Annotated in this window: 9 protein-coding genes; 5 read left to right on the top strand and 4 right to left on the bottom strand. The window is 35.9% G+C overall.

Annotation, left to right across the window (positions count from 1 at the left end):
* Window positions 1–64: 64 nt before the first annotated feature.
* The gene (locus tag CGC50_RS02810; RefSeq protein WP_095911265.1) at window positions 65–1,186 is read right to left on the bottom strand and encodes a DNA polymerase III subunit; all 1,122 of its coding nucleotides are present in this window, start codon (window positions 1,184–1,186) and stop codon (window positions 65–67) included.
* A gap of 192 nt (window positions 1,187–1,378) precedes the next feature.
* Here CGC50_RS02810 and speB point away from each other — a divergent pair, with 192 nt between their 5' ends.
* The 3 genes from speB to CGC50_RS02795 all read left to right on the top strand — a co-directional run bounded on the left by speB (window position 1,379) and on the right by CGC50_RS02795 (window position 6,681).
* Window positions 1,379–2,269, top strand: coding sequence for an agmatinase (speB, locus tag CGC50_RS02805; RefSeq protein WP_095909590.1), 891 nt, complete (start codon window positions 1,379–1,381; stop codon window positions 2,267–2,269).
* Window positions 2,270–2,345: 76 nt separating this feature from the next.
* The gene (locus CGC50_RS02800) at window positions 2,346–5,081 is read left to right on the top strand and encodes a PD-(D/E)XK nuclease family protein (protein ID WP_095909589.1); all 2,736 of its coding nucleotides are present in this window, start codon (window positions 2,346–2,348) and stop codon (window positions 5,079–5,081) included.
* Between the two features lie 76 nt (window positions 5,082–5,157).
* Complete coding sequence (locus CGC50_RS02795; protein ID WP_095909588.1) at window positions 5,158–6,681, top strand: SGNH/GDSL hydrolase family protein; 1,524 nt, start codon at window positions 5,158–5,160, stop codon at window positions 6,679–6,681.
* Window positions 6,682–6,693: 12 nt separating this feature from the next.
* Here the strand turns inward: CGC50_RS02795 and CGC50_RS02790 are convergent, their stop codons facing one another.
* Window positions 6,694–8,235 carry a YifB family Mg chelatase-like AAA ATPase gene (locus CGC50_RS02790; protein ID WP_095909587.1) on the bottom strand — a complete coding sequence of 514 codons (1,542 nt, stop codon included), beginning with the start codon at window positions 8,233–8,235 and terminating at the stop codon, window positions 6,694–6,696.
* Window positions 8,236–8,378: 143 nt separating this feature from the next.
* On the opposite strand from CGC50_RS02790, the gene CGC50_RS02785 reads away from it, so the two are divergent.
* Entirely contained in the window at window positions 8,379–8,894 is a 516-nt protein-coding gene (locus CGC50_RS02785; RefSeq protein ID WP_095909586.1) for an NUDIX hydrolase, read from the top strand.
* Window positions 8,891–9,250: a ribosomal maturation YjgA family protein gene (locus CGC50_RS02780; protein WP_095909585.1), complete on the top strand. Its 360-nt coding sequence runs from the start codon at window positions 8,891–8,893 to the stop codon at window positions 9,248–9,250. The genes CGC50_RS02785 and CGC50_RS02780 overlap by 4 nt, the downstream gene beginning before the upstream one ends.
* A 25-nt stretch (window positions 9,251–9,275) precedes the next feature.
* Here the strand turns inward: CGC50_RS02780 and CGC50_RS02775 are convergent, their stop codons facing one another.
* Both CGC50_RS02775 and CGC50_RS02770 read right to left on the bottom strand, forming a co-directional pair.
* Window positions 9,276–10,472, bottom strand: a complete 1,197-nt coding sequence (locus CGC50_RS02775; protein ID WP_095909584.1) for an RHS repeat protein — start codon at window positions 10,470–10,472, stop codon at window positions 9,276–9,278.
* Window positions 10,473–10,486: 14 nt separating this feature from the next.
* The gene (locus CGC50_RS02770; RefSeq protein WP_095909583.1) at window positions 10,487–11,893 is read right to left on the bottom strand and encodes an ATPase; all 1,407 of its coding nucleotides are present in this window, start codon (window positions 11,891–11,893) and stop codon (window positions 10,487–10,489) included.
* Window positions 11,894–11,903: the final 10 nt, after the last annotated feature.

Here is an 11,903-nt window from a genome sequence, read left to right as displayed (position 1 = left end):
TATTTATGGACTGCAAAGTTACAATATTTTCAGAGAAAAGTCAAGGGGAAATATATTTACCCCCTTATCCCTTGGTGTGAATCAGGCGAATGAGCTTGATGGAAAGGTCAGTAAGTATCAGCTTAGAGTTTCCATTTCTCCCGACATGATAGATGGCCTCTTCTATATTCTTCTGAATGGCTTGGATATTGTTCTGATGGACAAAAGGGGCAAAATTCTGTATTTTGAAATTGGAATTGAACTGCATATATACCAAGCTCTCTACTCCATAGTTGGCAAGGAGTGCTTGGCGGAACACCTCTAAGCAGTATTCCAAGAATAGTTTTTGTGTCTCTCGTCCTTCTTTGGCTATTTCTTCACTCCAAGCAAGTATGAGAGGAAGTACCTCTGTATTTCCTTTAGCACTGTAGGCCATACGTACCCAGCGAACAAACCAATCTTCGAATTGGTTGTCGTTATTCTGATTCAGAAAAGAAAGCGCTTTGTTGTAGTTTCCCTGGGCTCGAATGGCTATTTTCTGTGCCTGAGAGGGATCTATACCTTGTTTTATCAGAGCATCGGAGATAACCTCATCTCCCAATTTGGTAAAACGTGTGATCTGGCAGCGAGAAAGAATGGTGTCCAAGAGGAGATTTTCATTCTCTACTACCAAAATGAAAATAGTCTGTGCAGGAGGTTCTTCTAAGAGTTTTAGGAGCTTATTGGAACACTCGGTATTCATTAGCTCTGCCATCCAAATAATCATCACTTTGTACCCGCCCTCGAAGGATTTCAAAGAGAGTTTAGAGGTGATTTCCTTAGCATCATCCACTCCTATCTTTCCTTGTTTGTTGGCAATTCCAATGAACTGATACCAGTCAAAGAGACTTCCATAGGGATTTCTAAGAACAAACTCACGCCATTCTTCTAAAAAAAGTGAGCTGGTAGGGTGATCCTTTACCCTGATAGTAGTGGCAGTGGGATAGGCAAAGTGTAAGTCTGGATGAGTGAGGTGTTCACACTTGAGCTTGGTATTAGTATCTCCTGTTTTGCTCAGCAGTTCTGTAGCATAAGCAATGGCCATCGCAAGAGTACCCACTCCCTCCTCTCCAGAGAATAGTTGGGCATGGGCTATACGATCATTCTCGATAGTTTCTTTTAGATATTTGACAGCAAACGAATTGCTTATAACCGTTTCAAAGTCCATAAAAAGAGGGGTTAAGAAGTCTCTCTCCTTACTAAGGGGAGAAAAGCGCACAAAAGTACATATTTTTTACCACATATAGAAAGAATATCTACACAAATAAAGTAACAAATAAAATTCATAAAATACAGTTAAATCCAATGGTGATTTCCTTAATAAGTTGTACTTTTACCCCTATTTTAAAAACATACAAAGATGGAAAATACATATGCAGGTATACCTGCTGAGAATGCGACTTATGAAAATTCAAAAGTAGTATTGGTAACAGTACCTTATGATGGTACCTCCACTTGGGGAAAAGGCGCTGACAAAGGGCCTGAATTATTCTTGGATGCTTCTGAGAATATGGAACTATATGATATAGAGACAGATACAGAACCTTATTTGCAAGGGATCTATATGGCAGGGGAAGTCTCTGAAAAAAGCTCTCCAGAGAAGATGGTAGAGGCTGTGTACCAAAAAACAAAGGAATTGGTTAAGGATAGAGAAAAATTATTTACCCTAATAGGGGGAGAGCACTCTGTTTCAATAGGTTCTATAAGAGCAGTAGGTGAGGAGTACCATAACCTAACTGTCCTACAGCTCGATGCACATACCGACTTGCGCCCTGAGTATCACGGATCTAAGAACAATCACGCTTGTGCGGTTTTCGAGGCTAATCAAAAACACAAGCTTGTGCAGGTAGGCATTCGCTCAATGGATGCAGAGGAAAAGCAATACTTGCCTCACAAAAGAGTTTTCTTCGCTCATGAGATTGCTAAGAATGACAATTGGATCAAGGATGTATTGGATAAAGTATCAGGTAATGTATATATTACGATAGATTTGGATGCTTTTGATCCTTCTATAGCCCCCTCTACTGGAACTCCTGAACCAGGTGGTTTGCAGTGGTATCCTACGCTAAAATTACTGAAAAAGGTTTTTAAAAAGTGTAATGTAGTAGCTTTTGATATAGTAGAACTCATGGATAGTCCTCAAGCAAAACCTACGGCTTTCTTGGCGGCCAAGCTTTATTATAAAATGTTGGCTTACTACCACAAATATAATAAAAATAACAAAGAGCCTAAGAAGAAAAAGGGAAAATGATAAATAGTTTTGAGTTTTGAGTTGTTGTATGCTCAAGCTTAAAACTAAGAACTGAAAACTGAAAACTCAAATTGTTATGTTTTTAGAGCAAGTTATTGAGGACTATTTAGAAAACTATGCTGATACGCCTACTGGGGAGGTTATATTTATAACCCCTCATAGGCGTTCTGCTCTTTTTTTAAGGAAAATTTTCTCAGAAAAAGTGCACAAAGCTGCTATATCACCAGAATTTATTACTTTAGACAATCTTTTGGAGCGCATCTCTGGAATAAAGAAGATGCCAGACTTACAAGGATTGTTTGAACTTTATAAGGTGTATAAGGAGCATACAGAATCCGAGGTCGATGATTTTGAAAAATTTGTCGGCTGGGGACGAATGTTGTGGAAGGATTTTAGTGATATAGACCAGTACCTGATTGCCTATAAGGATATATTCCCTTATATGGAGGCAATCAAGGAGGCCGAACATTGGTCGGTAGGGGAGGAGCTTACTCCTATGCAGCAAAGACACTTGGAGTTCTGGCGTACTTTAGGTACATACTACAATGCAATCCACAAGGTGATGTACCAACAAAAACAAGGATATCAAGGATTTATCGCGAGAATAGCTTACGAACAGATTGATGCTTATAGGCAGGCAAACAAAGAAAAATTACACCTTTTTGTTGGCTTCAATGCGCTAAGTGTGGCTCAAGAAAAGATTATACAATATATTCTGGAAGAAATGCAAGCGGATATCTATTGGGATATAGAAAAGCACTTCCTCAATAACCAACACAGTGCAGGATACTTTATAGAAAATTATCTAAGAAGGTGGAAGTACTATCAAAGAGAAAGAAAACCTAAATGGATTACAGAGGAAAAGACTTTGCCTGAGATAAAAATATATGGAACTCCTAAGCAAGTCAATCAAATACATCTGCTGACAACTCTCTTAGAGGAAATTCCAGAGAAGGAATGGGAACAAACAGCAATTGTGCTTAGTGATAGTGATATGTTACTTCCCTTACTACAAGCCATAGATACCAATAAACTCCCAATCAATATCACTATGGGGTATCCTCTGCAGCAGACCCCTGTACATGACTTGATTTCAGCTTATTTTAAGTTATATATCTCTGGTAGATGGTATCATAAGGAAATAAAAGCACTATTAGAACAACCTTTTTTGAGTAATTTGCTTTCTGAAAACTATAAAAGAGATACAATAACTTATATAAATGAACATAATTTTTCTTATGTATATAAGAAAACTTTAGATTTGTATGTAAAAGAAGGAGATAGGGAGCTTATAAATCTTTTATTTGATGATGAAAAGGATATTTCGGTAAGTAAATTAATAGAAAATGTTATAAAACTCTTGTTTGTTATCAAAGAATCTTTAGAAAAAAGTGATAAAGAGAATATATTAAACTTAGAGTATATATATAATTTCTATGAATTGTTCAACCAGATACATTATCTGCAAAAAAAATATAATTATATAGATAATGTGAAGTCTTTATACTATATATATAATGATTTGCTCGTGAAACAGAAGTTAAGTTTCAGAGGAGAACCTCTAAGAGGTTTGCAAATAATGGGAGTATTGGAAGCGCAGAATATATATTTTAAAAATGTGCTAATAACCTCTATGAATGAGGGCATATTCCCTAAAGGGAATTCTGTAAATTCGTTAATTCCCTTTGATGTAAGAGCTAATTTAGGATTGCCAACTTACAAAGAATCGGACTATATGTATTCTTACTATTTTTATAGAATACTCCAGCATACTCACCGAGCGATACTGCTCTATAATACAGATACAGATGGTCTCAGAGGAAGTGAAAGAAGTCGATTCGTATTACAATTGTTATCTGATTATAGAATAAGATCTCAAGTGAAGTTCCCTGAGGTGAAAATAATAAAACAAAATCAGATAGAAATTGCAAAAGATAAGAATATTATAGAGAAATTGGTTGCTATAGCTACAAAAATAGATCCCAAACATAGAAAAGGATTCTCGCCCTCCTCTCTTACGACTTATGTGAGAAATCCTATAGACTTCTACCAGCAACAAATATTAGATATAAGAGATGAGGCAGAAGTAGAAGAAATTGTAGAGGATCGTTCCTTGGGAACCATTATACATAGAATATTGGAATTACTTTATACCCCTTATGTAAATTCTATAATTTCTAAGAAGAATATAAATGAAATAAGAAAAAAAGTAAGGGAAACTACAGAAATAGTATTCAAAGAGTACCAACAAAATGATGAAATATCTGGGAAAAATATATTTGTACAGCAGACAATAGAAGAATATGTGATGAAATTCTTAGCGATAGATGAAAAAAATGTCTCTGAAAATGTAGTAACATTACTTTCTGTAGAGCAAAAAATACAGATAGATATAAAGTTTGATGAATTTCCTTTTCCAATATGTTTCAATGGAACAATTGACCGCGTAGAACGACGAGGGAACGATATTTATATAGTGGATTATAAGTCCGGTATTGTGGATAGGGAAGATGTAAAACTCTCGGATAAAGGTTGGGAAAATCTTATATTAGACTACAAATATTCAAAAGCCTTTCAACTGCTGATGTATGCTTATCTATTATTCAAAATGGGTATAATACAAGATGCGGACAATGTATATGTAGGTAACTATTCTTTTAGGAGATTGAAACTGGGATTTATAGGGTTTAGAAATCAAAAAGATAAGGAAATAAGCCTTGTGGATAGTCAAGTACGTGAAGAATTTGAACAGAAATTGATCGAACTACTTAAAGAAATATATGATCCAGAACTTCCTTTTGTTGAAAAGTAATTGATTAAAAAACAAAGCCGTTCCCCTATGATTGTATTTTTATTCCTATATTTGCACCCGAAAAAAAGAAGCATACATGTCCCCTAAAAAAATAGTAATCTTTATGATTAGTGTCTTGGTATCTCTTCTATGGCTTACCTTTCTCAGTAATGAATATATGGACGAAGAGAATGAGGTTGCCCATGGAATAAAGATAGGTAGTTTTCAGTTAAAATACCCTACCTTTTGGGATATATTCTCTCATACAGAGGCCATCAAGAATGATAAGGCTATGGCCATTATACAAGGGAAATCACCAGAGAATACTTCTAAAAAGGATACTCTGGCAACCGGTCAATTCAATACAAAAACGTTTGTCTTTCCAGAGGATATGACCCAGCTAAGAGATTCCATAGGTGTGTTCTTGGAAGGCGGGAATCCTAAACTTGTGAGCAATGTAGAGGGGCAGATATATTATCCTAATCCGCCAAGAGATTTTGTTAAGAAGCTCCACCAGAAGCTTAGCCAACCTTCATGTCGTATTTTACATTATGGAGATTCCAAAATAGAAGGAGACCGTATTACAGCCTATTTGCGCAATGGCCTGCAGCTACTCTATGGGGGGACAGGACCGGGGTATTTTCCCATTAAGATGCCTTATGGACAGCATAGTATTATAGAGCAAACTTCTGGAAATTGGTATCGATATGCCCTCTTTAATGCTGAACAGCGTAAGAATAAAGATCTTTTAACAAATAACCAATATGGGCTCTATGCCAATGTATGTCGTTTTGCACCAGCTCGTGGAGAAACAGCTGGGCTAAAGACAGCTTCTTTTACTATTTCGCCCTCTTATTCTTACTATCCTACACTGAGCCAATATACAGATATTTCTGTTCACTATGGTAATTGTACAGTTCCTGTTTTAGTTACAGTCTATGAAAATAATACAGAGATAAAGAAGGATACACTTATAGCCGATGGTGCTTATCATGCCTATAAGCTTCACCTCTCAGCCACTCCGAAGAAGCTTAGATTTCAGTTTTCTGGCACCAAAAGTCCTGATTTCTATGGGGTAACTGTCGGGAGTGCTCAGGGAGTACAAGTTGATAATATTCCCACACGTGGAGATTCTGGCTTCCATTTTACACGTATACAAGATACTTATGATGCGATGAGCCGAGAGCTTAAACCGGATATTATTATTTTCCAGTTTGGTGGGAATCTTGTTCCTTATCTTACCAAGAATAAGGTAGTTCCCAGTGTAAAACGTATTATTACCAATATGCAATGGGTACAGAAACGCAATCCTGATGCTCTCTTTTTGCTCATAGGGCCGAGTGATATGCTCCGTAGAAGTAGCAAAACTACCTATGATATTATCCCTGAGCTGGTAGCAGAAATGAAAAAACAAGCCGCCGAAAATGGCTTTGCTTTCTTCAGTATGTATGAGGCAATGGGTGGGAAAAACTCTATGAAAATATGGTATGATAACCGTATGGCTGCCAGTGATTTGGTACATTTCTCAGATAAAGGAACCGAACGTATAGCACAATTGTTGTTCCAGAATCTTGTGGAGGACTTGCTCAGTGTACAACCCGTTGAAATGTACAAAAAATAGCTTTCTTACTTACTAAATCCCTCCTAACCACCCTTCACGATCCAAACTTCGGTACTGGATGGCCTCTCCTATATGGTATTCCTTAATGCTTTCACTACCTTCCAAATCGGCTATGGTACGGGCTACCTTAAGGATACGGTCGTAGGCACGTGCCGAGAGGCTTAGTCGCTCCATTGCCTTCTTGAGCATAGCTAAGGAGGCTTCTTCTACATGGCAATATTCCCTGATCTGTTTGCTCCCCATCTGGGCATTGTAGTGGATGTGTTCGTACTGGGCAAACCGCTGTGTTTGTATCTCTCGAGCTTGTATCACCCGTTCACGGATAGAGGTGCTGCTTTCTGCTTTTTCCCGTTGAGAAAGTTTCTCAAAGGGTACTGGATTCACTTCTATATGAATGTCTATACGATCAAGCAAGGGGCCTGAGATTTTGCTCAAGTAGCGCTGCATCTCGGCAGGAGAGCTGGTCATAGGCGCGTCAGGGTCATTGAAGTAACCACTGGGTGAAGGGTTCATACTGGCCACCAACATGAACGAAGCAGGATAGGTGATGGAGAATTTAGTACGAGAGATGGTAACCTCCCTGTCCTCCAAAGGTTGGCGCATCACTTCCAATACACTACGCTTGAATTCTGGCAGTTCGTCCAAAAAGAGCACACCATTGTGTGCCAAGGAGATTTCCCCAGGCTGGGGATAGCTGCCCCCTCCTACCAGTGCCACGTCCGAAATGGTATGGTGCGGACTACGAAAAGGGCGCTGACAGATAAGTCCGTTGTCCTTTACCCGCCCTACTACACTATGGATTTTAGTGGTTTCTAAGGCTTCTTGTAGGGTCATAGGCGGAAGTATGCCAGGAAGGCGCTTAGCGAGCATCGTCTTTCCTGAACCTGGAGGGCCTATCAGTATGATGTTATGTCCACCCGCCGCAGCAATCTCCATACAGCGCTTGACACTCTCTTGGCCTTTTACATCGGCAAAGTCAAACTCAGGGGTCTCTACATGTTTGAAAAACTCCTCACGGGTATTGATCTCCACTCGCTGGAGGGTATTTTCTCCATTGAGAAAGTCGATAACCTGCTTGATATTCTCTGCTCCATATACCTCTAAGTTGTTCACAATAGCGGCTTCTTTGGCATTCTGTATAGGTAGAATAAAGCCCTTGAATCCTTCCTTTCTGGCTTGTATGGCAATAGGGAGCGCCCCTTTGATGGGTTGTAGGCTGCCATCCAGAGAGAGTTCTCCCATGATGATATATCGCTCTATCTCCTCACATTGTATCTGTCCGTTAGCAGCTAAAATTCCTATAGCAAAACTTAGGTCATAGGCCGATCCCTCCTTGCGCATATCGGCAGGAGCCATATTGATGGTGATCTTCTTTCCAGGGATTTTATATTGGTTGTTGTGTAGGGCGGCTTCTATGCGGTAGTTACTCTCCTTGATGGCATTGTCTGGGAGACCTACTAAGTGATAGCCTACACCCTTATCTATATTTACTTCAATGGTAATAGTGATGGCTTCTACACCATAAACAGCACTGCCATAGATCTTTACTAACATGATCTTTGTTTTTGAATAGATAATTTTTGTGTAGAGCAAATATACAAAAAAATAATGACTTTTGGAGAATAAAATGATTTTTCTTTTTCTGTGTGTTTATATGTGCAATTTTTACTACCTTTGTCCTTGTAAAATGAGTAATCATGGAGAATATTTTTACCTATTGTCCTCATTGTGGCAGCACAGATGTGGAGTTTCCTCGCTTGGTACGTTTTCTTTGTCACCAATGTGGTTTTGTGTATTATCACAATATAGCTGCTGCGGTAGCGGTTATCTTTAGGCGTAAGGATGAAATTCTTTTTACAGTGCGCAATATAGATCCTGATAAGGGAAAGTTAGACCTCCCCGGAGGCTTTATAGATCCTGATGAGAATGCTGAAGCCGCTGTTTGTCGTGAAGTAAATGAAGAATTGGGTTTACAGATAGTACCTAATCAGCTAAAATACCTTACTACCCAGCCCAATCACTATTTGTACAAAAATATTCCTTATCGTACTATGGATATTTTTTATGAATGTCCTTTGGATGTCCCTGTTTCTGTAAGAGCGGAAGATGAAATCAAGTCTTTACAATGGATTCCCTTATCTGAAATAGACTTAGGTAAAATAGGTTTTGTCTCTGTAAGAACAGTCATTGAAAAATATTACTTAAACCAATGAAATTCAATTCCAAATACTTCTTCGCTGCCCTAATTATCTTTTTGGTAGAGGTAGCCATAGCCACTGTATTCAAGAGTGTTCCCTTTGTAAGGGCATACTTAGGAGATATTTTGGTAGTGATACTGATCTATTGTTTTATTAGAGCTTTTTTTCATATCAAGAACACCAAGAAATTACTTATAGGGATTTTCTGCTTTGCCGTATTTGTAGAGATACTACAATACTTTAAACTGGCAGCTTTCTTTGGCTTTGGCAAAGGTACCCTTGGGTATATTCTGCTAGGAAATTATTTCTCTTTTGAAGATATTCTTTGCTATGCTACAGGATGCTTTTTAGCATTTATCTTTGATAAGTAGAAGGGAAGCCTCTTGTCATTAGTCATTAATAATAGTTGAAAATTCTTTCTACAATAGCAACACGCTTATTATTCTTGTAATAGATTTCCTCAGTACAATTGTTGAATTTGTCATAGTGGTAGATGGTTCTATTAGGGGAAGGAATCTGTCCGTCATCTATTTGTAGCAAATTTCCTTTCTCATCATACATATAATACGTTCCAGAGGTAAAATCGCCTGTAAGGAGATTAAAATTTTCTTCCTTGATGAGTTGGTTGTCCTTGTTGTAAGAAAAAAGAGTCTTTATAACCTCTCCTTCCAGAAAATAACTATAAGTTTCTACTTCCTTATCGTTTTCCATACAGTGGTAGGAACGAAAATCCTCTCCCTTGTATGTTTGTATCTCTACTATAGCTCCTTTGGAGTCATAGATGTAGTATTTTGTTTTCTTGTTAGAGACGTCTTTTTCATCGGATAGGGGAGTAGTATAAGTGGTTTCCTCATATACCTCATCATTGGCTAAATATTGGTAAGTAGTATAAAAACAAAATATGGAGTAACATTCTTTCTTTTCAGCAAGCAATGTGCCATCTTTCGTATATGTATACCAAGTATCATAGGCTTCATCACCTAAAAGGCTCATAGATTTGTTTTTTTCGTATGTAATATTCCCTTTGCTATTATAGGAATATTTATTTTTATTAATGAGCGTATTATTCCTATATTCTGAAATAGCTTTTTTCCTTTTGTTTTTATCAAACAACATTCTTATTTCAAATAAGTTGCCATCAATTTTGTATTTTTTAGAGATCATTACTTTTCCCTCGTAGAAAATTTCTTCTTCTGTGTGCTGGGGATTGTTTTCTTCTATGTATTTGTATTCGTCTGCTTTTGTAAGTAGATTATCCCCGTTGTATTGGTAAAATATCTTTTGGAAAAGTTTTCCATCGGTATGGTAGTTATAAAATTCTATAATATTTCCCTTTTTATCAAAGGTATATCGGCTATGTACGGGCATACGTTCTACTTTGGCATTCTTAGGGAATATCTTTACCTCTTTTCCGTTTCTATTTTCATAATGGTAAATGAATTTTTCTACTGATTTTACTTTCCCTTGAGGAGTAATGCCTAAGTTTCTAAGGTGTTCCTCCCTATATCTATTAGGGTCATCTTCTTGTGCTAAAAGAGATACATAAAAACAGGAAGAAAAATAAAATAATAAGGTAAATAAAAAATATTTCATAGGACTAAAAATTTTTATTCATAATAGGTAAATGTTCTTTCATAAATATCAGTTGTTCCGTTATACTGTTTTTCTATTTTTATAATATTTTGGTACTTATCATAAGTATAAAATGTTTTTTCTATTGCTTTATTTCCTTTGTAAGTTGTTTTAGAAAGTAAGTTATTATTTTTGTCATAAGTATAAAGTACTTTATATACTTCTTTATTTCCTTTATAAATTATTTTAGAGAGTAAGTTATTGTTTTTGTCATATCTATAAATATCTTTATCGGCTTCTTTATTATTTTTATAAATAGTTTTTATAAGATTATTAGTCATATCATAACTATTTGTCCAATATTCTTTTTTATTATTGCTGTATAATAGTTCTGTTTTTATTATTCTATCCTTATCATCATAATAATGAGTATAAGTTCTTACTATTTTTTCTTCTTCATAATCATAGAATTTCTTTATACGACATTTTTCATCATATTGTATTTTTTCTTTAGTAGTACTGTAATAATGTCCATTAAAAAATCTGGTATATTTTTCTTCTTCTATAAGTTGGTTTTCTTTATAATGATAAAATATATGTATTTCGTCTTCACTTCTATTCTTCTCATAAATTTCTATAGGTAAGTTATCTTTATAAATGTTCTTAATGAGAATATTCTCATCTCCATCTATATTTTCTGTAGCCAAGATAAGTCTGTTCTGGTCATCATATTGGTACTTAGTGATACTTTTTTGACTGATAGAGAATTGTGTAAAATGATAATCTTTTTTGATAAGGTTGCCTCTTTCATCATATTCAAGTTTGTATTCCGAGTCTAATTTTCCTTTTAAATAATCAAGCTTCTTTATAAGCTTTCCCTTGTTATTATAAGAATAGATAGTAGTTTCTGTGAGTGTATCATTGCTATAATAATGACTTTCTAAGAGTTGTTGCTTGTCATTATATTTGTATAGCTCTCGGTAAATAAAAAGAGGATCACTTTCTTTAAGACTATAACCTTTTAATTCTTGTAATAGTCCTAATGGATTATAGAAATAAGATTTTTCTTCTATATAAGTTCCAAAGTTTTCTCCCCATATAAATTTTCTTAAATAAGTAAGACTATCTTTTTCGTTGTATCTCCTTTCATATTTGCTACTTATATTGCCGTGCATATCATATTCGATAAATAGAATTTCTCTTCCTTCTTTATCAAAGCCATAAGTATAATTATTATCAAAAAGCTCCTTTTTTATAGTGTCATATTTATTATACTCTATAAAATAATGGGCAGTATGCATAGTTTTTACTTTTCCTAAAAGAGGTTTTTTGAACTCATCGTTTATAGCAGGATTTATTTTATATCTTTCTACTTTGTTAGCTGTATTTTGAGCAAATACAGCAGTGGAGATAAATAAAAATGGGATTAAAAAATGTTTCATAGTGTTAAAA

Origin of the sequence: Capnocytophaga gingivalis (genome assembly GCF_002302415.1) — a bacterium.
GTDB lineage: Bacteria > Bacteroidota > Bacteroidia > Flavobacteriales > Flavobacteriaceae > Capnocytophaga > Capnocytophaga gingivalis.
The sequence above is the reverse complement of the archived record's forward strand: the minus strand, read 5'-3'. Positions and strand labels throughout refer to the sequence as shown.

Excerpts from the sequence above, each read along its gene's own strand:
- CGC50_RS02810 (WP_095911265.1), bottom strand. The coding sequence starts at position 1,186 with ATGGACTTTGAAACGGTTATAAGCAATTCGTTTGCTGTCAAATATCTA.
- CGC50_RS02780 (WP_095909585.1), top strand. The coding sequence starts at position 8,891 with ATGAAATTCAATTCCAAATACTTCTTCGCTGCCCTAATTATCTTTTTG.
- CGC50_RS02795 (WP_095909588.1), top strand. The coding sequence starts at position 5,158 with ATGTCCCCTAAAAAAATAGTAATCTTTATGATTAGTGTCTTGGTATCT.
- speB (WP_095909590.1), top strand. The coding sequence starts at position 1,379 with ATGGAAAATACATATGCAGGTATACCTGCTGAGAATGCGACTTATGAA.
- CGC50_RS02775 (WP_095909584.1), bottom strand. The coding sequence starts at position 10,472 with ATGAAATATTTTTTATTTACCTTATTATTTTATTTTTCTTCCTGTTTT.
- CGC50_RS02785 (WP_095909586.1), top strand. The coding sequence starts at position 8,379 with ATGGAGAATATTTTTACCTATTGTCCTCATTGTGGCAGCACAGATGTG.
- CGC50_RS02790 (WP_095909587.1), bottom strand. The coding sequence starts at position 8,235 with ATGTTAGTAAAGATCTATGGCAGTGCTGTTTATGGTGTAGAAGCCATC.
- CGC50_RS02770 (WP_095909583.1), bottom strand. The coding sequence starts at position 11,893 with ATGAAACATTTTTTAATCCCATTTTTATTTATCTCCACTGCTGTATTT.
- CGC50_RS02800 (WP_095909589.1), top strand. The coding sequence starts at position 2,346 with ATGTTTTTAGAGCAAGTTATTGAGGACTATTTAGAAAACTATGCTGAT.